Annotated in this window: 20 protein-coding genes; 19 read left to right on the top strand and 1 reads right to left on the bottom strand. The window is 72.8% G+C overall.

The annotated features are described in order from the left end of the window. Positions 1–119 precede the first annotated feature (119 nt). From FHX44_RS05810 to FHX44_RS05730, 17 genes are all read left to right on the top strand, one after another. Complete coding sequence (locus tag FHX44_RS05810) at positions 120–728, top strand: glucose-6-phosphate isomerase family protein (RefSeq protein ID WP_170308793.1); 609 nt, start codon at positions 120–122, stop codon at positions 726–728. Beyond that, on the top strand, positions 728–1,369 hold the full coding sequence (eda, locus tag FHX44_RS05805; RefSeq protein WP_147254518.1) for a bifunctional 4-hydroxy-2-oxoglutarate aldolase/2-dehydro-3-deoxy-phosphogluconate aldolase: 642 nt from the start codon (positions 728–730) through the stop codon (positions 1,367–1,369). Before FHX44_RS05810 ends, eda begins: the two co-directional genes overlap by 1 nt. After that, complete coding sequence (locus FHX44_RS05800; protein ID WP_212612349.1) at positions 1,366–2,340, top strand: shikimate dehydrogenase family protein; 975 nt, start codon at positions 1,366–1,368, stop codon at positions 2,338–2,340. The genes eda and FHX44_RS05800 overlap by 4 nt, the downstream gene beginning before the upstream one ends. Next, positions 2,337–3,275 (top strand): NAD(P)-dependent oxidoreductase, encoded by a 939-nt coding sequence (locus FHX44_RS05795; protein WP_147254517.1) that lies wholly within the window; start codon positions 2,337–2,339, stop codon positions 3,273–3,275. The genes FHX44_RS05800 and FHX44_RS05795 overlap by 4 nt, the downstream gene beginning before the upstream one ends. Continuing rightward, the gene (locus FHX44_RS05790) at positions 3,272–4,144 is read left to right on the top strand and encodes an SIS domain-containing protein (protein WP_147254516.1); all 873 of its coding nucleotides are present in this window, start codon (positions 3,272–3,274) and stop codon (positions 4,142–4,144) included. Before FHX44_RS05795 ends, FHX44_RS05790 begins: the two co-directional genes overlap by 4 nt. 52 nt (positions 4,145–4,196) lie before the next feature. Continuing rightward, positions 4,197–5,735, top strand: coding sequence for a sugar ABC transporter ATP-binding protein (locus tag FHX44_RS05785; protein ID WP_212612348.1), 1,539 nt, complete (start codon positions 4,197–4,199; stop codon positions 5,733–5,735). After that, positions 5,732–6,739, top strand: a complete 1,008-nt coding sequence (locus FHX44_RS05780; RefSeq protein ID WP_147254514.1) for an ABC transporter permease — start codon at positions 5,732–5,734, stop codon at positions 6,737–6,739. The genes FHX44_RS05785 and FHX44_RS05780 overlap by 4 nt, the downstream gene beginning before the upstream one ends. Before the next feature lie 37 nt (positions 6,740–6,776). Next, the gene (locus tag FHX44_RS05775; protein ID WP_147254513.1) at positions 6,777–7,784 is read left to right on the top strand and encodes a substrate-binding domain-containing protein; all 1,008 of its coding nucleotides are present in this window, start codon (positions 6,777–6,779) and stop codon (positions 7,782–7,784) included. Beyond that, positions 7,784–8,551 carry an SDR family NAD(P)-dependent oxidoreductase gene (locus FHX44_RS05770; protein WP_147254512.1) on the top strand — a complete coding sequence of 256 codons (768 nt, stop codon included), beginning with the start codon at positions 7,784–7,786 and terminating at the stop codon, positions 8,549–8,551. The genes FHX44_RS05775 and FHX44_RS05770 overlap by 1 nt, the downstream gene beginning before the upstream one ends. Positions 8,552–8,568: 17 nt before the next feature. Then, the gene (locus tag FHX44_RS05765) at positions 8,569–9,600 is read left to right on the top strand and encodes a zinc-dependent alcohol dehydrogenase (RefSeq protein ID WP_147254511.1); all 1,032 of its coding nucleotides are present in this window, start codon (positions 8,569–8,571) and stop codon (positions 9,598–9,600) included. Between the two features lie 69 nt (positions 9,601–9,669). Then, complete coding sequence (locus tag FHX44_RS05760; RefSeq protein WP_147254510.1) at positions 9,670–10,779, top strand: sugar ABC transporter substrate-binding protein; 1,110 nt, start codon at positions 9,670–9,672, stop codon at positions 10,777–10,779. Between the two features lie 23 nt (positions 10,780–10,802). Further along, a complete protein-coding gene (locus tag FHX44_RS05755) occupies positions 10,803–11,795 on the top strand; it encodes an ABC transporter permease (protein WP_246170229.1) in 993 nt (330 codons plus the stop codon). Continuing rightward, positions 11,792–13,324 (top strand): sugar ABC transporter ATP-binding protein, encoded by a 1,533-nt coding sequence (locus FHX44_RS05750; protein ID WP_147254508.1) that lies wholly within the window; start codon positions 11,792–11,794, stop codon positions 13,322–13,324. The genes FHX44_RS05755 and FHX44_RS05750 overlap by 4 nt, the downstream gene beginning before the upstream one ends. A gap of 5 nt (positions 13,325–13,329) precedes the next feature. After that, positions 13,330–14,298 carry an ABC transporter permease gene (locus tag FHX44_RS05745; RefSeq protein ID WP_147254507.1) on the top strand — a complete coding sequence of 323 codons (969 nt, stop codon included), beginning with the start codon at positions 13,330–13,332 and terminating at the stop codon, positions 14,296–14,298. A gap of 137 nt (positions 14,299–14,435) precedes the next feature. Further along, a complete protein-coding gene (locus FHX44_RS05740) occupies positions 14,436–15,317 on the top strand; it encodes a diacylglycerol/lipid kinase family protein (RefSeq protein ID WP_147254506.1) in 882 nt (293 codons plus the stop codon). 36 nt (positions 15,318–15,353) lie between these two features. Beyond that, the gene (locus FHX44_RS05735; protein WP_147254505.1) at positions 15,354–15,770 is read left to right on the top strand and encodes a YrhA family protein; all 417 of its coding nucleotides are present in this window, start codon (positions 15,354–15,356) and stop codon (positions 15,768–15,770) included. A gap of 54 nt (positions 15,771–15,824) precedes the next feature. Beyond that, a complete protein-coding gene (locus tag FHX44_RS05730; RefSeq protein WP_212612347.1) occupies positions 15,825–16,223 on the top strand; it encodes an avidin-fold protein in 399 nt (132 codons plus the stop codon). Between the two features lie 56 nt (positions 16,224–16,279). On the opposite strand, the gene hpf is transcribed toward FHX44_RS05730, so the two are convergent. After that, positions 16,280–16,663, bottom strand: a complete 384-nt coding sequence (gene hpf / locus FHX44_RS41970; protein WP_170308792.1) for a ribosome hibernation-promoting factor, HPF/YfiA family — start codon at positions 16,661–16,663, stop codon at positions 16,280–16,282. 636 nt (positions 16,664–17,299) lie between these two features. On the opposite strand from hpf, the gene qcrB reads away from it, so the two are divergent. Beyond that, the gene (gene qcrB / locus FHX44_RS05720) at positions 17,300–18,991 is read left to right on the top strand and encodes a cytochrome bc1 complex cytochrome b subunit (RefSeq protein ID WP_212612346.1); all 1,692 of its coding nucleotides are present in this window, start codon (positions 17,300–17,302) and stop codon (positions 18,989–18,991) included. A 116-nt stretch (positions 18,992–19,107) separates the two neighbouring features. Beyond that, positions 19,108–19,863: a cupin domain-containing protein gene (locus tag FHX44_RS05715; RefSeq protein ID WP_212612345.1), complete on the top strand. Its 756-nt coding sequence runs from the start codon at positions 19,108–19,110 to the stop codon at positions 19,861–19,863. Positions 19,864–19,874: the final 11 nt, after the last annotated feature.

The following is a 19,874-nucleotide window of genomic DNA, read 5'->3' as shown; positions in this document are numbered from 1 at the left end:
CGTGTGATGTAGTAGTACTAGCTCAACGGGCACCGCCGGCGCAAGAAGTGCGGGTGTAGAGGGTTCCGTTCGGCGAATGTGTGTAGTAGGACTACACGGCGATGGAGGAGAGCGACCCAATGACGTCCCCCGTGCCCGAGCCTGGCGTGCTGACGATCGATGCAGGCGGAGCCATGGCCGGCCGCACCGGCTTCTACGAGAAGTGCCTCGGCGACATGGCCGGCGTCTACCGCGACGAGCGCGCGTTCGGTGCCGCCGTGGCCGAGCACGGTGCCGACCACCTCGTCTACCGCGTCGAGGAGCACCGCAGCGGTGACGGCCCGGGCGCGCTGATCATCGGCACGAGCACGATCCTGCCTGGGCGCTACGGCGACGAGTTCGCCGTCACCCGCGGGCACCTGCACGCGCGCCCCGACCGCGCCGAGCTCTACCACTGCCTCTCCGGCCGCGGGGTGCTGCTGATGGAGACCCTGGACGGCCGCAGCCGCGCCGTCCCCCTCGCCCCCGGCCAGGCCGTGCACGTGCCCGGGCACTGGGTGCACCGCAGCGTGAACACCGGCGACGAACCGTTCGTGACGCTGTTCTGCTACCCCGCCGACGCGGGCCAGGACTACGCCCTGATCGCCGAGGCGGGCGGGATGGCCCAGCTCGTCGTCGACGACGGGGCCGGTGGCTGGACCACCCGCCCCAACCCCGACCACACCGGCTACCGGAAGGAAGCGGCCTGATGGCGCCCGAATCCGACGTCCTCACCGCGATCGAGGCGCTCGCGGTCGTTCCGGTCGTCGAGATCGACGATGCCGCGGCGGCCGTGCCGCTCGCCCACACCCTCTCCGAGGCGGGCCTGCCGGTCGTCGAGGTCACCTTCCGGACCCCGGCGGCGCGGGACGCGGTGGCCGCGATCGCGGCGGAACTGCCGGACTTCCTGCTGGGTGCGGGCACGCTCGTGCTGCCGGACATGGTCAGCGCTGCTGCCGACGCGGGCGCGCGGTTCGGGGTGTCGCCCGGGTTCTCGGGCGCCTGCGTGGCCGCCGCGGAGAAGGCGGGGCTGCCGTTCGTGCCGGGTGCTGTCACCCCGAGCGAGGTGGGCGCGTGCCTGGAGGCCGGGGCGCGGCACATCAAGTTCTTCCCGGCCGGCGCTTACGGGGGCATCGCGACGTTGAAGGCGCTGGACGGTCCGTTCGGCTGGACGGGTGCCCGGTTCATGCCGACGGGTGGGGTGCGGCCGGAGAACGTGGGGGAGTACCTCGCGCTGTCGAACGTGTTCGCGGTCGGTGGTACGTGGATCGCGCCGCGTGCCGACATCGCCGCGGGCCGCTGGGACGTGATCGGCGAGCGCGCCCGTGCGGTCGCGGGGCTGCGACCGTGACCGCGGACCCGACGGCGCTCGACCCGGCCCCCGGCGAGCTGCCGCGGCCCGCGCAGCGGCCCACGCTGTACTTCGTCGGCGTCACGACCGGACGCTCGTCGATCCGCACCGTGTTCCCGCGGTGGGCGCAGGCGCTCGGGCTGGGCGACGTGCCGCTGGTCGGGGTGGACCTGCCGCTGCACGCGCCGCGTGAGGACTACCGGCGGATCGTGGAGTTCCTCGCCGCCGACCCGCTGAGCGCGGGCGCACTCGTCACCACCCACAAGATCGACCTGTACGCGGCGTGCGCCGACCTGTTCGCCGAGATCGACCCGCTCGCGCGGCTGATGGGCGAGGTGAGCTGCCTGGCCAAGCCGGACGGCGCGCTCGTCGCCTCCGCGAAGGACCCGATCACGGCCGGACTCGCACTGGACTCGATCATTCCGAAGGGTCGCTTGGCGACCGCCCCGGCCGACGCGTTCGTCATGGGCGCGGGGGGTTCGGCGATCGCGATCAGCTGGTACCTCACCCGGCCCGAGCGCGGGGCGGACCGGCCTTCGCGGATCGTCGTGACCGACCCGGACCGCGGCCGGCTCGCCGCGCTGCGCCGGGTGCACGACGAGCTGGGCACCGACGTGCCCGTGGAGTGCCGGCCGATCGACGGCGCGCCGGACAACGACGCGCTGCTCGCCGGCCTGGCCCCGGGCTCGCTCGTGGTCAACGCGACCGGGCTGGGCAAGGACGCCCCCGGCTCGCCGCTGACCGGCGCCGCGCGGTTCCCGGCGGGCGCCGTGGCGTGGGACCTCAACTACCGCGGTGAGCTGGTGTTCCTCGACCAGGCACGTACGGCGGGGGTGCGCGAGCACGACGGCTGGGAGTACTTCCTGCACGGCTGGACGAGGGTGATCGCCGAGGTCTTCCAGGTGGAGATCCCGACCTCCGGACCGCGGTTCGCCGAGCTGGGGCGCCTCGCGGCGGAGGTCCGGCGATGACCGCGCGCGTGCTCGTGACCCCGCGCTCGCTCACCTCGGCCGGGCTCGACGCGGTCGCGGAGCTGGCACCGCTGCGCGATGCCGGGTTCGCGCTCGTGCCGGGGCCCGCGGGCCGCACCCCGACCGAGGCGGAGCAACTCGCGCTCGTGCCCGGCTGCGTCGGCTGGCTCGCAGGTGTGGAGCCGATCGGGGCGCGGGTGCTTGCCGCGGCCACCGACCTGCGCGTGATCAGCCGCAACGGATCAGGCACCGACGCGATCGACACGGCCGCCGCGGCCCGCGCGGGAATCCGCGTGCTGCGCGCGGAGGGCGCCAACGCGCAGGGCGTCGCGGAGCTGGCGCTGGCGCTCGCGCTGGCCGGGCTGCGCCACGTCCCGTGGTCGGCCGCCGCGCTGCGGGCCGGCGGCTGGGACCGCCACCCGGGCCGCGAGCTCGACGAGTGCCGTGTGGGCGTGGTCGGGCTGGGTGCGATCGGCGCTCGCGTGGCGCGGCTGTTCCGCGGGCTCGGCGCCGACGTCGTGGGAACCGACCCGGTCGTGGACCCGGCCACCGCGCCCGTCCCGGTCGTGACGCTCGACGCGCTGCTGGCGACCTGCGACGTCGTCACGCTGCACGCCCCGCCCGCCGCCGACGGCCGCCCGCTGCTGGACGCGGACCGGTTGGCAGGCGTGCGCAGGGGAGCGGTGCTGGTCAACACCGCGCGGGCGGCCCTCGTCGACGACGGCGCCGTGCTCGCAGCACTGGACGACGGGCGCCTGGCCGCCTACGCCGTCGACGCGTTCGAGACCGAGCCCCCCGAGCTCACCCCGTTGCTGCGCCACGAGCGCGTGGTGGCGACCCCGCACGTCGGCGGGTTCACCGGGGCGAGCGTCCGGCGCGCGACCGCGCAGGCCGTCGAGAACCTCATCGCCGCGCTCACGGAGGTCCGGGCATGACGGGCGAGTCGGTGCTGGAGCTCATCACCGGTCGGCAGGACCGGATGCGGCCGTCGGAGCGCAAGGTGGCCGCGGCGGTGCTCGCCGACCCCGCCGCGGTGGTCCACATGAGCATGGCCGGGCTCGCCGACGCCGCGGGCGTGAGTGAGCCGACCGTCATGCGGTTCTGCACCGGGCTTGGCTTCAGCGGGTTCCAGGCGTTCCGGCTGGGGCTCGCGCAGTCGCTGGCGGTGGGCATCCCGGTCACGCACTCCGCGATCGAGCCGGACGACCCGGTCGAGGCGATGGCGGGCAAGATCTTCGACCACACGCTGAGCAGCCTCGACCGCACCCGCCGATCCCTGGACACGGCGGCCGTCGCCGACGCCGTCGAGACGCTGGTGCGGGCCACGTCGGTGCACTTCGTGGGCCTCGGTGCCTCCGGGATCATCGCCCAGGACGCACTGCAGCACGCCGTGCTGTTCGGCGTGCCGTGCACCGCCCCCGTGGACCTGCACCAGCAGTACATGGCCGCGGCGATGTGCGGACCGGGCGAGGTGGTCGTGGCGATCTCCAACACCGGGCGCACGACATCGGTGCTGGAGGTCACCGAGCGCGCGAAGCGGGCAGGTGCGGCGGTCATCGCCGTCACCGGCGGGCCCGGGCCGCTCGCCGACCTCGCCGACGTCGCGATCGTCCTGCGCACCTTCGAGGACACCGACATCTACACCCCGACGGTGAGCAGGCTCGCCGGTCTCGTGCTCGTCGACGTCCTCGCGACGGCGGTGGCCGTGCGCCGCGGTCCGGCTCACCTGGAGCGGCTGCGGGAGATGAAGGAGGCGCTGTCGGCGTTCCGGGGCAGCGCCGACGGCAGCCGGAACGTGACTTGACATCCTGTCATTACAGGTATGCGATGACCGAAGGCATGAGGAGGTGCAGGCAGTGGACGAGGTGGTCTTCTCCGCCAGCGGCGTGAGCAAGAGCTATCCGGGTGTGCAGGCGCTCTCCGACCTCGACCTCGACGGCCGAGCGGGCGAGGTGCTCGCGATCTGCGGCGCCAACGGCGCAGGCAAGTCCACCTTCGCCCGGCTGCTGGCCGGCCAGGAGGCCCCCACCGCCGGTGAGATCCGGGTCGCCGGGCACCCCGAGCCAGTCGCCGACCCCGCGGAGGCCGACCGTGCCGGGATCATGCTCATGCACCAGGAGCCGCTGATCGTCGACGACTTCACCGTGGGCGAGAACGTGTGGCTCTACCGGCTGCGTGCGGGGCGCGACATCCGGCCCTGGTCGCTCGCCCGCCGCAGCGACGACGAGCTCACCCGGCAGGCCCTGCGCGACGTCGGCCTCGGCGACGTCGCGCCCGGCCGGCTCGCCGGGTCCCTCGCCCCGGGGCAGCGGCAGATGCTCGCGCTCGCCCGCGCCCGGGTCACCCCGCACAAGGTGCTGATCCTCGACGAGACCACCGCCTCCACCACCGAGGAGCACTTCGCCGACGTGCAGGAGATGGTGGCCGCGGAGAAGGCCGCGGGCACCGCCGTCGTGTTCGTCTCGCACCGGATGCCCGAGGTGTTCGCGCTCTCGGACCGCATCGCCGTGCTGCGCGGCGGCCGGCTCGTCACGGTGCTGCGCACCGCCGACACCGACCCGGCCGAGGTCACCACGCTGATGATCGGCGAGGGGGTGCGGGCACTGGAGCGGCCGCCAGCGCACCGCGCCGAGGGGCGACCGCCGGCGCTGGCGGTGCGCGGCCTGCACGCGGGCTCGGCCACCGACGTGTCGTTCGAGGTGCGGGGCGGCGAGGTCGTCGGGATCTACGGGCTGGTCGGGAGCGGCCGCTCGTCGGTCGCGCGCTCGGTCTCCGGCCAGCAGCAACCCCGCGCCGGCACCGTCGAGATCGGTGGCCGGCCGGTGACGATGCGCAGCCCCGGCGCCGCGCTGCGGCACGGCGTCGCGTACCTCACCGAGGACCGGCGCCGCGAGGGCTTCGTCGCCGAGTTCAGCAATGCCGAGAACCTCAGCCTCGTCACGCTGCCGCGGCTCGCCACGGCCGGTGTGGTGCGCCGCCGCGACGAGCGGGCACAGGTGAGCGACCTGATCGAGCGGTTCCAGGTCAAGGGCGGCCCGCAGACGCCGACCCGTGCCCTGTCGGGCGGCAACCAGCAGAAGGTCTGCCTCGCCAAGTGGCTCGCCGCCGACCCGGACGTGATCGTGCTCGACGAGCCGACCAAGGGCATCGACGTCGGCGCCCGGCTGAACATCTACGAGATCATCCACAGCCTGTCCCAGCAGGACAAGGCCGTCCTGGTGGTCACCAGCGAGGCCGAGGAAGCCCTGCTGCTGTGCCACCGCGTGCTCGTGCTGCGCGACGGCCGGCTGGTCGCCGAGCTCGACGCCGCGCAGGCCTCGACCGAGGACCTCATCCGCGCCGCCCTGGGCGGGGCCCCGAGAGAAGACGCCGCCCAGGGAGGGGACGCCGCATGACCGTCACCGAGAAGACCGCCCGGACCGCCCCCGACGCCGGTGCGGCGCCGCGCGCGTGGGCCGGCCGCGGCGGGGCGTGGCTGCGCAACCAGTACCCGCTGCTCATCCTCGTCGCGCTGGTGGTGCTCGCGGCGATGCTCTCCGACGCGTTCCTCTCCACGCGCAACCTCGAGAACCTCGTGCTGCAGATGTCGGTGATCGGCATCGTCGCGCTGGCGCAGTTCATCGTCGTGGTGTCCGGCGGCATCGACATCAGCGTCGGCTCGGTGCTGGGGTTGGCCTGCGTGCTGTCGGCCGGCCTCTTCGGCGGGTCGTCGGTGATCGTGTCGGTGCTGGTGGCGCTGGGCGTCGGGGCGCTGCTGGGGGCCGTCAACGGGTTCCTCGTCGCGTTCCGCGGCCTGGAGCCGTTCATCGTCACCCTCGGCATGCTCGCGCTGGCCCGCGGGCTGGTGTACGCCTACACGGAGGGCGTGCCGGTCCGGCCCGCGGATCCCGCGTTCACGGTGGCCGGCACCGCCACCGTGCTCGGGGTGCCGGTGCTCGGCATCCTCTGGGTCGCCGTCGCCGTCGGCATGGCGTTCCTGCTGCGCCGCACGGTCTTCGGCCGCCGCGTGTACGCCGTCGGCAGCACGCGGGAGGCCGCCCACGCCTCGGGCGTGCCGGTGCGCGGCACGCTCCTGGCCGTCTACGTCATCGCCGGGCTGCTCGTCGGCCTCGGCGGGTTCCTGCTGGCGTCCCGGGTCGGGGCGGGCACACCGACCGCAGGCACCCTCTTCGAGCTGGACGCGATCGCCGCCGTCGTCATCGGCGGGGCGCGGCTGGCCGGCGGGCAGGGCCGCGTGTTCGGCGCCGTCGTCGGTACCGCGATCTTCGGCGTCATCACGAACCTGCTCGTGCTGCTCAACGTCTCGACGTTCCTGCAGGACGCCTTCCGCGGCGCCCTGATCCTGCTCGCGGTGGCGCTGGCCACCATCGGCCGCACCGGCACCCGGCGCGGTCACTGACGAACCCCGACGAACACCCGAGAACCCCGGAGAACCCATGCGCACCCCCCGCCTCCTCGCCGTCGCGGCGGCCGCGTCCCTCGCGCTGCTGTCCGCCTGCGGCACCGTCGGCTCGAACTCCTCACCGGACCAGGCGCAGGAGCCGAAGCCGGTCAGCGAGGTGACTATCGGCTTCGCCCAACGTCAGATGGACGCGCCGTACTACGCGGCCATGGAGGCGATGGCGCAGGAGCGCGCCCGGGCCGAGGGCTTCCACCTGCTGTTCCAGAACGCAGGCGGCGACCCGGTCACCCAGCTCAACCAGGTGCAGGCGATGCTCGCCCAGGGCGTCGACGCGCTGGTCGTCAACGCGATCAGCCCGGAGACCCAGCGCACCCAGCTGGAGCAGGCCGCGGGTGAGGTGCCCGTGCTGTTCGTCGACACCTCGATCCCGGACGTCGGGCTCACCGCGGTGCAGTCGAACAACAAGGAGATCGGGCGCCTGTCGGGCCTGCTCACCGCGCAGCGCTTCGGCTCGGGCGCCACGATCCAGGTGGCGATCCTCAACGGCGGCCCGAACGACGAGATCGTCGGACCGGCCCGACAGGAGGGCTTCCTCGCCGGGCTCACCGAGGGCGGGGTGACCCCGGAGGTCGTCGCCTCCGCGACAGCCACCTACACCCAGGAGGAGGCGGTCCCGGCCACCGAGTCGATGCTCGCCGCGCACCCGGAGACCGACCTGGTGCTCGGCCTGAACGACTCGATGGCCCTCGGTGCGCTGAGCGTGCTCCGCAACCAGGGCAACAGCACGGTCCTCGTCGCCGCGGCGGCCGACGGGCAGAAGGAGGCGCTCGCCGAGATCGCGAACGGCGGGTGCACCGGGCAGTACGTCTCCACCGGGCTGAACTCGCCGAGCCTGGCCGCGGAGCAGGTCTTCGACATCGCGGTCGGCGTGGCCACCGGGCAGCTCGACCCGGCCACGGTCCAGAAGATCTCGCTCACCCAGGCGGCGGGCATCGGCTGCGAGAACGTGTCGGAGTACTACGACCCGAGCAGCGTCTTCTGATGGGCGTCCTCGACACGTTCCGCCTCGACGGCCGCACCGCGCTCGTCACGGGTGGGAACCGCGGCCTCGGCAAATCGTTCACCCTCGCGCTGGCGCAGGCGGGCGCCCGCGTCGCCTTCGTGGCCCGGGACGCCGACCGCAACGCCGCCACGGTCGCGGAGCTCGCCGCCGAGGGCGTTGACGTCCTCCCGATCACCGGGGACATCACCGTGGCGGCCGACGTCGACCGCGCCGTCGCCGAGACGGTGGCGGGCCTCGGCGGTCTCGACATCCTCGTCAACAACGCGGGCGCCTGCTTCCACAACCCGTCATGGGACGTGCCGGACGAGGAGTGGGACACGGTGTTCGACCTCAACGTGCGGGCGCTGTGGAAGTGCAGCCGGGCCGCCGGCCGGCACATGCGCGCGCACGGCGGCGGGTCGATCGTGAACGTCGGCTCGATGTCGGGCTTCGTCGTCAACCGGCCGCAGTGGCAGCCGGCCTACAACGCGTCGAAGGCCGCGGTACACCACCTGACGCGGTCGCTCGCCGCCGAATGGGCCCCGGACGGCATCCGGGTCAACGCGGTGGCACCGGGTTACGTCAAGACCGAGATGTCGCCGGTGCACCGGCCCGAGCTGCGGCGCTACTGGATCGAGGACGCGCCGCAGCAGCGCTACGCGATGCCCGAGGAGATCTCGCCGAGCGTCGTGTTCCTCGCCAGCGACGCCGCGTCGTTCATGACCGGTTCCGTGCTGGTCGTCGACGGCGGCTACACGGTCTTCTGACCGCGGAGGGAAGTGCCATGAGCAACATGCGCCAGGTCGTCGTGACCTCGTCCGAGGACATCGAGGTGATGGAGGTGCCCCGGCCGGGGCCGCCCGCGCCGGGGCAGGTGCTGGTCGCGAGCCGGCTGGTCGGCATCTGCGGCACCGACGTGCACGCAGCGGCCGGGCACCACCCGTTCATCGACCGGCCCTACCGGCCCGGCCACGAGGTGGTCGGCGTCGTCGAGCAGGTGGGGGAGGGGGTCACCGACCTCGCCGCGGGCGACCGCGTCGTGCTCGAACCCAACCTGACCTGCGGCGAGTGCCCGCAGTGCCGCGACGGCCGCTACAACATCTGCCGCAACCTCGCCGTCTTCGGCTGCCAGACGCCGGGCGGCATGGGCGACGTGTTCGTCGTGGCCCGCGACCGGCTGCACCGGATCCCCGACGGCATGTCCGACGAGCTCGCCGCGCTGGTGGAGCCGCTCGCCACGCCGGTGCACGCGGTGCGGAGAGCGGGGCTCCGAGCGGGCAGCCGGGTGGCCGTGCTCGGCGCGGGCCCGATCGGGCTGCTCGTGCTGGTCGCGGCGCGGGCCGCGGGCGCCGAGGTCGTGGTCGTCACCGACGTGCTGCCCGAGAAGCTGGACCGGGCCCGGCGCCTGGGCGCCGCCGAGGCGCTGCGCGCCGACGCCCCCGACCTGGTCGACCGGGCGGCCGCCGTGCTGCAGGGCGCCGACGTGGTGTTCGACTGCGTCGCCTCCGCCGGCTCGATGGCCCAGGCCGTCGAGCTGGTCGACAAGGGCGGCACGGTGATGGTCGTCGGCATCGCCGCCGGTCCCACCTCGATCCCGCTGCACCTGGTGCAGGACCGGGAGATCTCGGTGATCGGCAGCCTCATGTACGTCCGGGAGGACGTGGAGCAGGCGATCGCGCTGCTCTCCTCCGGGGCGGTGGCGGCCGACGAGCTCGTCACCGCCGTCTACCCGCTCGACCGGGCCGCCGAGGCGTTCGCGGCCTCGGCCGACCCGCAGCAGGTGAAGGTGCTCGTCTCGGTCGGCGACACCGCCTGACGCTCCCCGCCCGCTCACAGCAGTCCCGACCGGCGTCGTGCCGGCCGTCCTTCCCCGAGAGGCTCGAAGATGAGTGTCCCGAAGCGCTCCGTCCTGCGCGGATCGCGTACTCGCATCACCGCCGCCGGTGCGGCGCTGCTCGCCCTGTTCGCCGCCGGCTGCTCGTCGGCCAGCGAGGACGCGGCGAATCGCTCCGCCCCCGCGGCGCCGGAGAATGTGGTGCTCGTGCAGTCGATCCGCAGCCTGTCCAACCCCTACCACGCCAACTGGGCGAAGGGCGGCGAGATGTTCGCCCGGTCGGTCGGGATGCCGGTGCAGACCCTCGCGAACGAGGGCGACTCCCAGCAGCAGCTCAACCAGATCAAGTCGGTGCTCAGCGGCGGCAGCACGGTCGTGCTCAACGTCGACCCGAACACCTCATCGGACACGCAGGCGATCGTCCGGGCGGTGCAGGAGGCGGGCGGCCACGTCGTCACGCACTGGAACAAGCCCGACGAGCTCGCGCCCGCCGACGTCGGCAACGGCTGGGTCGCCCACGTCACGTTCGACGGTCGCGTCGGCGGCTACGAGACCGCGAAGGCGCTGATCTCCGCCATGGGCGGCAGCGGCGGCATCATCGCCTTGCAGGGCATCCTCGACAACGTCCCGGCCAAGCAGCGCTTCGCCGGGTTGGAGAAGGCCCTGCAGGAGAACCCCGGCGTGCAGCTGCTCGACCAGCAGACCGCCGAGTGGAACCGGAACAAGGCGTTCCAGGTGACCCAGACGCTGCTCGCCAAGCACAGCGGGCAGGTCAAGGGGATCTGGGCGGCCAACGACGACATGGCCCTCGGCGCGCTGGAGGCCCTGCGTGCGGCCGGGCTGGCCGGACAGGTGCCGATCGTCGGCAACGACGCGGTGCCCGAGGCCCTCGAAGCCATCCAGGCAGGCGACAGCGGTTACGTCGCGACGGTGTCCTCGGACGCCTACTGGCAGGGCGCCGCGGGTCTCGCACTCGCGTACAAGGCCGCCACCGGTCAGTACGACGTCGCCGCCGCGAGCCCCGGCGACCGCGCGTTCTACGGCGAGCAGTTCGTGATCACGAAGGACAACGTCGCGGACTTCCTCACCCCGCCCACCGAGGCCGACCTCGCCGACGACATCGCCGACCCGCTCGCTCGCAACACGGGCGCCCTCGAATGAACGCTGCCCGACCGGGGACGGCGGTGGTGGGGGCGAGGCCGTCCGTCCTCGCCCCCACCCCGCTGGCCCGCCGGGTGATCGACGCCGGGCCGGTGCTCGCCCTGGTGGCGCTCGCCGCGGTGTTCTCGCTGCTGACCGACCGGTTCCTGACGGCGGGCAACGCCGGCAGCATCGCCGACCAGACCGCCATCCTGCTCGTGCTCGCCGCCGGCGCGACGTTCGTGATCCTGCTCGGCAGCATCGACCTGTCCGTCGAGGGCGTGATGGCGACCTCGTCCCTGGTCGCGGTCCTGCTGGCGGCCAACGACCGCAACGGCAACGACCTCGGCTACCTCGCCGTCCTCGGTGGCGTCGGCGTGGGCGCGTTGTTCGGGCTGGTCAACGGCCTGCTGCACACCCGGCTGCGGATCCCCTCGTTCATGGTCACGCTCGGCACCGGGGCGATCGGCACCGGGATCGCCACGGTTCTGTTCGGCGGGCAGCCGCCGCGCATGCTCGACGAGGGGCTGCGGCTGTGGGGCACCGACCGGGTCCTCGGCGTCTCCCGCCTGGCGCTGCTCGCTCTCGCCGTGCTGCTGCTCGGCTACCTCGTGCAGCGCTATACCCGGGTGGGGCGCACGATCCTGCTCGTCGGCGGCGACGAGCAGATCGCCAGGCTCGCCGGGCTGCCGGTCGCGCGCTACAAGGTGTGGGCGTTCGTGCTCGCGGGTTCGGCCGCGGGCCTGGCCGGCGTGATGGCCGCGACCCGGCTCGGCGTCGGCGACGTGCAGATCGGATCGGGGCAGCTGTTCGCCACGATCACGGCGGTGGTCGTCGGCGGGACGTTGCTGTCCGGCGGCCGCGGCGGGGTGCTGCAGACGCTCGTCGGCGCGCTGCTGATCAGCGTGCTCGCCAACGGGCTGATCCTCGTCGGGGTGGACCCGGCGATCCAGCGCTCGGTGCAGGGCGTGGTGATCGTCGTGGCGATCGCCGCGACCGTGTGGACCCAGCGGCGGCGCACGCGGGTGGTGAAATGAGCACGGCCGCCCTCGAGCTCCGCGGGGTGACCAAGCGCTTCCCCGGTGTCGTCGCCCTCGACGACGTGAGCATCACCGTGCGGCCGCGCGAGGTCGTCGGGCTGATCGGGGAGAACGGGGCCGGGAAGTCGACGCTGCTGAAGATCCTCTCCGGGGTGTACCAGCCCGACGAGGGCGAGCTGCTCGTGCGCGGGCAGGCCCGGCGGTTCACCGGGCCGCGTGACGCGGCACGGGCGGGCGTCGGGATCGTGCACCAGGAGCAGTCGCTCGTCGCGTCGGTGTCGGTGGCGGAGAACCTCATGCTCGGCTTCGAGGGATCGGCCGTGCGCGGCGGGATCTACCGCTGGCCGGAGCTGAACAGGCGGGCGCAGGCGCAGCTGGACAAGATCGGCTCGCCCATCCCGCCGACGGCCCGCGTCGACGCGCTGACGTTCGCGCAGCGGCAGATGGTGGAGGTCGCCAAGGCGCTGTCGGTCGAGGACCACCTCGACGGGCCGGCCGACACCGAACCGGTCATCGTGTTCGACGAGCCGACGTCCGTGCTCGACGGCGACGACACCGAGGTGCTGTTCGCGCAGATCGAGCGGCTGCGCACCCGGGCGTCGGTCGTGTTCGTCTCGCACCGGCTCGACGAGGTGCTGCGCGTCTCCGACCGCGTCTACGTCCTCAAGGACGGGCGCTGCGTCGCCGAGCGCGACCCCGCCGACGTCGACGTGCAGGAGCTCTACCGGCTGATGGTGGGCCGGGAGAGCACCGGCAGCTACTACCGCGAGGACGCCCAGGGCGACGTCGACGGCGCCCAGGAGGTGCTCGGCGTCACCGGTCTCACCCGGGCTGGCAGCTTCACCGACGTGTCGCTGTCGGTGCGCCGCGGCGAGGTCCTCGGCGTCGCGGGCGTGGTCGGGTCCGGGCGGGAGGACCTCGCGCGCGCCCTGTTCGGCGCGGAGCCGGTGGACGCGGGCGAGATGCGACTGGCCGGGACGCCGGTGCGCTTCCGGTCGCCCGCCGACGCCGTGCACGCCGGCATCGGCTACATCCCCGCGGAGCGCCGCTTCGAGGGCGTGGCGATGGGGATGTCGGTGGCCGACAACATCCTGCTCGCCGACCGCTCCCCGGTCTCCGCCGGACCGTTCGTCGACCCCCGGCGCCGCCGCGGGATCGTGGCGCGGTGGATCGAGCGGCTGCGCATCCGCACGCCCGGTCCCGGAACGGACATCGCGACGCTGTCGGGCGGCAACCAGCAGAAGGTGGCGCTCGCCAAATGGCTCGTCTCGCCGCGGCTGCGGGTGCTCGTCCTCGACCACCCCACCCGCGGCCTCGACGTCGGGGCCAAGGAGGACGTCTACCGCCTGGTGCGGGAGATGTGCGAACGCGGGCTGGCGATCGTCCTGCTCTCGGACACGCTCGAGGAGACGATCGCGCTCAGCCACCGGGTCGTCGTCATGCGCGACGGCCGGGTGACCGCCCGCCTCGACGCGCCGGCCGGCGCGAAACCCACCCAGGTCGATCTCGTCGAGCAGATGGTGTGACCCCCATGACCAGCGTGTCGTTCCTCCGCCGCGACGACCTGCGCGAGCGGGTCGTCGCCGCCGTGCCCGCCGCGGTGCTCGTGGTGCTCGTGCTCGCTGTCGCGAGCCGGGAACCGTCCTTCCTCGGTGCGGCGAGCCTGCGCGCGCTGCTGGAGGGGGCCGCGCCGCTGCTGCTGCTCGCCCTCGGGCAGACGTTCGTGATCCTCATCGGTGGCATCGACCTGTCGGTCGCCGTGCTCGCCTCGCTCGGCACAGTGCTGCTCGCGTCGTGGCTGCCGTCGGCGGGCGTGGGGGGTGTGCTCGCCACGCTCGCCGCCACCACCCTCGCCGGCGCGCTCAACGGCGCCGTGAGCGCGTACGCCCAGGTCCCGTCGTTCGTGGTGACGCTCGGCGCGATGGGGTTGTGGTCGGGCGTGGCACTCACGGTGTCCGGCGCCTCGACGATCTCCATCGCCGAGGGTTACGACACGATCTTCTGGCTGCGCGATCTGCGGGTCGCCGGGCTGCCGATCGCGGCGGTGCTGGCGATCGTGGCGGTGCTCGTCGCGGCGGCCCTCATGCGGGTGCTCGCGAACGGCCGCGCCCTGCACGCGATGGGCCGGGCCGAACGCGCGGCGCTGATGTCGGGCGCGCGCACGCCGCGGCTGCGGGTCCTGGCGTTCGCCCTGTCGGGGCTGTGCGCAGGCCTCGCCTCCGTCGTACTGGCAGCCTCCCAGTTCAGCGGTGCCCCGACCTTGGCGGACTCGTTGCTGCTCCCGGCGATCGCCGCGGTCGTCGTCGGCGGCACCGCGATCACCGGCGGTGTCGGCGGCCCGCTGCGCACGCTGGTGGGCGCCCTGCTCATCGCGGTCCTGCGCATCGGCATGTCGGTGATGGGCGTGGACCCGAGCTACGAGCAGATCGTGTACGGCGCGGTGATCGTTTCCGCGGTCGCGCTCACCATGAACCGGGGGCATGTCGGCATCGTGAAGTAGTCCCCTGCGGGTTCTCCGGCACGAGCACCAGTGCGACGGCGGATGCCCGCTCGGTGAGCTCGCCGAGACCGATCCGCACGCGCCCGCCGGCTCGCCGCCGGACTGCATGCCCGTGTCCGCCGAGGCTACGGTCGGGTGTGACCTCTTTCGACCGGATCGTCGTGATCTTCAATCCGCAGAGCACGGGGGAGGCGCCGCGGCTGGCCGAGGAGCTGCGGGCGGATCTTGCGGGCCGGCTGCCGACCACGACGGTGAGCCTCAGCCCGACCGAGCATGCCGGGCACGCACGCGACCTCGCCAGGGAAGCGGCTTCGAAGGGTCGTCCGCTGATCATCTCGGTGAGCGGCGACGGTGGGTACAACGAGGTGGTCGACGGGGCGATGCAGGCGGGCAACGAGGAGGTGGTCTGCGCGGTGATGGCCGCAGGCAACGCGAACGACCACCGGCGGACCACCGCCGAACGTCCGCTTGCCGATGCCGTGGTCGCCGGTGACGTGCGCCGCATCGACCTTCTTCGTCTCACGGTGGGGAGCGGGCCGGATGCGCGGTCGCGATTCGCCCATTCCTACATCGGGATCGGCCTGACCCCGGTGGTCGCGGTCGACCTGGAGGAGGGGGGCAAGGGATCGGTCCGGGAGATCGTGTCGGTGGTGCGGACCTTCGCCCGGTTCCGCCCGTTCGCGATCGAGCTGGAGGACGGGAGCCGGCGCAGGTTCGACAGCCTGTTGTTCGCCAACATCACCGAGATGGCCAAGTACGCCACCCTCAGTGAGGGCGGGACGCCCGACGACGGGCGGTTCGAGGTGATCACCCTGCCGCACACCGCGAAGTGGCGGATCCTCGGTGTGGCGATCAAGGCGGCAACCCGCGGGCTGGGGCCGCAGCCGACCGCCACGCACTACGGATTCACCACGCTCAAGCCGATGCCGCTCCAGCTGGACGGGGAAGTGCTCACGCTGGATGCCGGCACGGAGGTGCAGGTCGACATCGCGCCCGGGGCGCTGGCGACCGTCGGCTGATCCGGGTGTTCGCGAGGCGGTCGTAGGGTGGTGTGCGTGCGGCCACCGATCGACGAGCCCGTGCAGCCCGGCGCCGACGAGGCGGCGATAGCGGCGGTGCGGGAGCGGTTGCGCTCGCTGTTCGGGGCGACGCTGCCGGACGCCTACGCCGACCTGCTGCGCCGTGAGGACGGTGTCGATGTGGACGGGCTGGTGCTCTACGGCAGCTGGCAGAGCCCCGAGGCGCGTGGGCCGGGTGGGTTCTGGCAGGGCTTGGTCGCGGCGAACACGCTCTGGCGTGATGTGCCGGGTCGGGAGGGGTACCTGGTGCTGGGGGACAGCGACCTGTACCTGCTGACCGTCGACCTCGACGGCGGCGCGCCCGTGCTGCGGGACAGGGTGACCGCCGAACCGGTCGAGAGCTTCCCCGACGTCGCGACGGCGATCGAGCACGTGCTGGCGCCCCGGCGCTGAGTTCTTCGCCCCCTGCCGATCGCGATCGGTGGCCGTGCCGGGCACGATCTCGGTATGGCCGCCAGCAGATCCGCCTCCGACCTCGACCTCGACCTCGACGGGCTTCGATTCGCGATGGTGTCGTCGACGGCGAGCGACGTCGATCCGTCCTCGCCCACGATCTTCGACTACCACGAGCGCGACGGGATGATCTGGGGCGAATACGAGGGCGACACGGTACGCATCGGCCGTTTCGTCGGCACGCGGGCGGGCCGGCGGATCTCGATCCGCTTCACGCACGTCGTCGCGGCCACCGGTGCGGTCGTGAGCGGCACCGCGGAGAGTCGCATCGAGCAGCACGAGGACGGGCTGCGGCTCGTGGAGGACTTCCGCACGGCCGACGGCGACCAGGTCAGTGTCTGCGCGCAGATCGGTCCCGGTCGCGCGCCGCGGCATCCCCGCTCGCCCGGCTGAACGCCGTCACACCCCCTGCATGCAGATCGTCGAACGGATCGCCGAGCCCGGGAGCGCTAGTCGGACGGATCGGTGGTGTGGATACCGCTGAGTGCGGCGGTTGCGGCGGCGACCGATGTGGGGTTGTGCCGACCGTGGTGTATCAGACGACGGTCGTGATTCCGCCGGAGCCGCTCCTCGAGTTTGCCGACAGCGAGCTCGAGAGCCGCGGAGATGTCGGGGCCGTGCGCTTCGGCGCGCATCGTCGGGCCTCGTCCGCTGCCGGTGATCTCGACCCGGTGGCTCGTCGCGGGCAGGTGCGAGTTCGTCTCGTGGTCGAGCATGACGTCGAAACGGACGACGTGGCTGCTGTAGCGCTTGAGGCGGGCCAGCCTCAGGGCGATGTGCTCGCGATACCGCGCGGGCGCATCGATGTTGCGCCCCGTCACGACGATCTCCATCTCGTTCTCCGGGCCGTCCTGGGGCGTTCGCGGTTCCATGTGACTCCGATGTTCGGTTGGGATGGTCCGGATCGGGGAGAACGACGCTCCCGGTTTCCCGCGGTCAACCCGGCCCTGCTCGGCCGACCGCGGAACCGGTCGGTGACGCGGCGACGAGCACTGGCGGCGCCCAGCCGCCGTCCGGGGCCCATCGGCTGTCGACGAGCGTGGAAACACCGGTCGCGGGTCGTGATGCGCGGACGTGATGGCGAGAACCGCTCGGTGTGGAGAACGCCCGAGAACCGACCTCATGTCGGCGCTCCTGCCTCCGGTCTCGAACCGGCTGCCTGCGCTGACGACGACTCCGACGTGGACGTCGGCGCTCGATGTGCCGCCAGTCACCGCACCCTACTCCCATTCGTCCGCTTCGAAGGCGAGCAGCGGCTGTCCTGCGCGCTCCCCGTGAGATCGACGCCTACACCGCCGCGCTCGCCCTCCCGGGGCCGCCGGTGATCGGGTCCGTGCGCGCCTCCATCGAGACGGGGGCTGTGATGCCGATCACGTCGTGTCACAGCCGGCCGGGCCGTGGCGTCTTGAGTGCATGCCGAACGACGCTGATGCACTGGTTCGGGGGGCGCTGGTGCGGCGGTGCGTCCCATGAGCTCGATCACGACGCCCACCGGCTCGGGCGACAACGCGAAGGTCGTGGCTGCCCTCGACGGGCTCGACCAGCGCTACCACCCGGCGGCCGGGCTGCGCAGGCAGTTCAACAAGGTCTTCCCGACGCACTGGTCGTTCATGCTGGGCGAGGTCGCGCTCTACAGCTTCATCGTGCTGCTGCTCTCGGGCACCTACCTCGCGCTGTTCTTCGACCCCTCGATGGAGGAGGTCGTCTACGACGGCCCGTTCGAGAACCTGCGCGGCATCCACATGTCGCGGGCCTACGAGAGCGCGCTCGCGATCTCCTTCGAGGTCCGCGGCGGGCTGTTCATCCGCCAGGTGCACCACTGGGCGGCGTTGCTGTTCCTGGCCGCGATGGTCGTGCACATGTGCCGGACGTTCTTCACCGGCGCCTTCCGCAAGCCGCGCGAGGCCACCTGGGTGATCGGCGTGCTGATGCTGTTCACCGGCTTCTTCGCCGGCTTCACCGGCTACTCGCTTCCCGACGACCTGCTGTCGGGCACCGGGCTGCGGATCGCCTCCGGGTTCACCCTTGCCATCCCGGTGGTGGGCACGTGGCTGCACTGGATGCTGTTCCGCAGCGAATTCCCCGGCACCGAGGTCATCCCGTTCCTCTACATCACGCACGTGCTGGTCATCCCGGCCACCCTGCTCGCATTGGTCTCCGTGCACCTCGGGCTGATCTGGTACCAGAAGCACACGCAGTTCCCCGGCCGCGGCCGCAGCGAGCGCAACGTCGTCGGCGTGCGGATCCTCCCGACGTTCGCGGTGAAGGCCGGGGCGTTCTTCGCGGTCACGGTCGGAGTGCTCGGGGTGATGGGCGGGTTGTTCCAGATCAACCCGATCTGGAACTTCGGCCCGTACAACCCGGCGCACATCTCCGCGGGCTCCCAGCCCGACTGGTACGTGCTGTTCACCGAGGGGATGCTGCGGATCTTCCCGCCGTGGGACATCTACCTCGGGGACTACAACATCCCGCCCGCGTTCTGGGCGTCGCCCGCGTTCCTCCCGGTCCTGTACGTGCTCGCGGGCGCCTACCCGTGGATCGAGCGGCGGTTCACCAAGGACGACGCGCTGCACAACCTGCTGCAGCGGCCGCGGGACGTGCCGGTCCGCACCTCGCTCGGCGTCATGGCCATCTCGTTCTACGCCGTTCTCGTGCTGTGCGGCAGCAACGACCTGATCGCCTACTTCTTCGACGTCTCGCTGAACGCCACCACGTGGGCGGGGCGCATCGGGGTGCTGGTGGTGCCGCCGATCGCCTACTGGGTGACGTACCGGATCTGCATCGGGCTGCAGCGCTCCGACCGCGCGGTGCTCGAGCACGGCATCGAGACCGGCATCATCAAGCGGCTGCCCCACGGCGGGTTCATCGAGGTGCACCAGCCGCTGGGCGGTCTCGACGAGCACGGCCACGCGATCCCGCTGGAGTACCAGGGTGCCCCGGTGCCCAAGCGGATGAACCAGCTCGGCATGGGCGGCGCGCCGGTCCCCGGCTCGCTGCTCACGCCGGACCCGGCCGAGGAGATCGCGGCCCTGGAGCAGGCCCGCGCGGAGGAGGCCGCAGCCGCTGCTGCCGCCCGCAACGGGCGAGTGACGAACGGGGGAGCAGGCCGATCGGTTCTCGGCTCGCCGGGCTCGCCCGCCCGGATCGACTCGACTTCTTGACCGACGACACCCGTGTCGCGAAGCTGTTCGGTGTCGATCGCGGCGTGCCGGCGGATCAGGTGTGAGGCGCCGAAGCCCTACGCCGCGAGCTGTGGCGGATCGTGGAGGCGCGGACTGTGAGCGGCCCCCTGCCGGACTTCCCCGGCGCCGTGGGCATCACCGCGTTGCGGGTCTACCCGTGGCAAGCGGCCGACGGGCTGTGCGGCGGCTCGCCGCACATGCACCTGTGCTGCACGGAGGGCTACATCGTCATCGGTGGCGCCGGCCGGGTGCAGACGCTCACCACGGACGGCTTCGCCGAGGCGCCCCTGCGGCCCGGCGACGTCGTCTGGTTCACGCCCGGCACCATCCATCGGGCCGTGAACGACGGCGACCTGTGCGTCGTGGCGCTCATGCAGAACAGCGGGCTGCCCGAGTCGGGCGACGCCGTTCTCACGCTCCCGCCGCAGTACCTGACCGATCGGGAGACCTATCAGCGGGCCGTGTCGCTCGCGGGACCCGGCGGGCCATCGCCCGACCGGGCACGGGCGCGCCGCGACCTCGCGATCGAAGGGTTCGCCGAGTTGCGCAGGCACAGCGAGGCCGGGAACGGTGAGGCGCTGGAGGCGTTCTTCGCGGCCGCCGTTGCGCTCGTCCGGCCGCAGCTCGCGAGCTGGCGGGATCGCTGGGAACAGGGGGCGGCCGCGGCGAGCAGGCGCACGGGGCAGCAGATCGAGGCGCTCGCGGCCGGCGACCATCGGCATCTGCGGGAGGCCGCGGTCGCGCGGATCGAGCAGCCGCCTGCGGCCACGCTCGGCATGTGCGGTCACCTGTCGCCCTACGATCCGGGTCCGCATCGCCGCGAGGCCCGGAGTCCGGAACGCGAGGAGTGACAGGATGATCG

This window comes from Pseudonocardia hierapolitana, from assembly GCF_007994075.1.
In the GTDB taxonomy this organism is placed as follows: domain Bacteria; phylum Actinomycetota; class Actinomycetes; order Mycobacteriales; family Pseudonocardiaceae; genus Pseudonocardia; species Pseudonocardia hierapolitana.
This window is presented reverse-complemented; position numbering and strand designations above follow the sequence as displayed.

Bases quoted from the DNA above. Each gene is read 5' to 3' on its own strand.
- hpf (WP_170308792.1), bottom strand. From the start codon at position 16,663: ATGGAGATCGTCGTGACGGGGCGCAACATCGATGCGCCCGCGCGGTAT.
- FHX44_RS05775 (WP_147254513.1), top strand. From the start codon at position 6,777: ATGCGCACCCCCCGCCTCCTCGCCGTCGCGGCGGCCGCGTCCCTCGCG.
- qcrB (WP_212612346.1), top strand. From the start codon at position 17,300: ATGAGCTCGATCACGACGCCCACCGGCTCGGGCGACAACGCGAAGGTC.
- FHX44_RS05765 (WP_147254511.1), top strand. From the start codon at position 8,569: ATGAGCAACATGCGCCAGGTCGTCGTGACCTCGTCCGAGGACATCGAG.
- FHX44_RS05780 (WP_147254514.1), top strand. From the start codon at position 5,732: ATGACCGTCACCGAGAAGACCGCCCGGACCGCCCCCGACGCCGGTGCG.
- FHX44_RS05790 (WP_147254516.1), top strand. From the start codon at position 3,272: ATGACGGGCGAGTCGGTGCTGGAGCTCATCACCGGTCGGCAGGACCGG.
- eda (WP_147254518.1), top strand. From the start codon at position 728: ATGGCGCCCGAATCCGACGTCCTCACCGCGATCGAGGCGCTCGCGGTC.
- FHX44_RS05745 (WP_147254507.1), top strand. From the start codon at position 13,330: ATGACCAGCGTGTCGTTCCTCCGCCGCGACGACCTGCGCGAGCGGGTC.
- FHX44_RS05770 (WP_147254512.1), top strand. From the start codon at position 7,784: ATGGGCGTCCTCGACACGTTCCGCCTCGACGGCCGCACCGCGCTCGTC.
- FHX44_RS05750 (WP_147254508.1), top strand. From the start codon at position 11,792: ATGAGCACGGCCGCCCTCGAGCTCCGCGGGGTGACCAAGCGCTTCCCC.
- FHX44_RS05795 (WP_147254517.1), top strand. From the start codon at position 2,337: ATGACCGCGCGCGTGCTCGTGACCCCGCGCTCGCTCACCTCGGCCGGG.
- FHX44_RS05810 (WP_170308793.1), top strand. From the start codon at position 120: ATGACGTCCCCCGTGCCCGAGCCTGGCGTGCTGACGATCGATGCAGGC.
- FHX44_RS05730 (WP_212612347.1), top strand. From the start codon at position 15,825: ATGGCCGCCAGCAGATCCGCCTCCGACCTCGACCTCGACCTCGACGGG.
- FHX44_RS05760 (WP_147254510.1), top strand. From the start codon at position 9,670: ATGAGTGTCCCGAAGCGCTCCGTCCTGCGCGGATCGCGTACTCGCATC.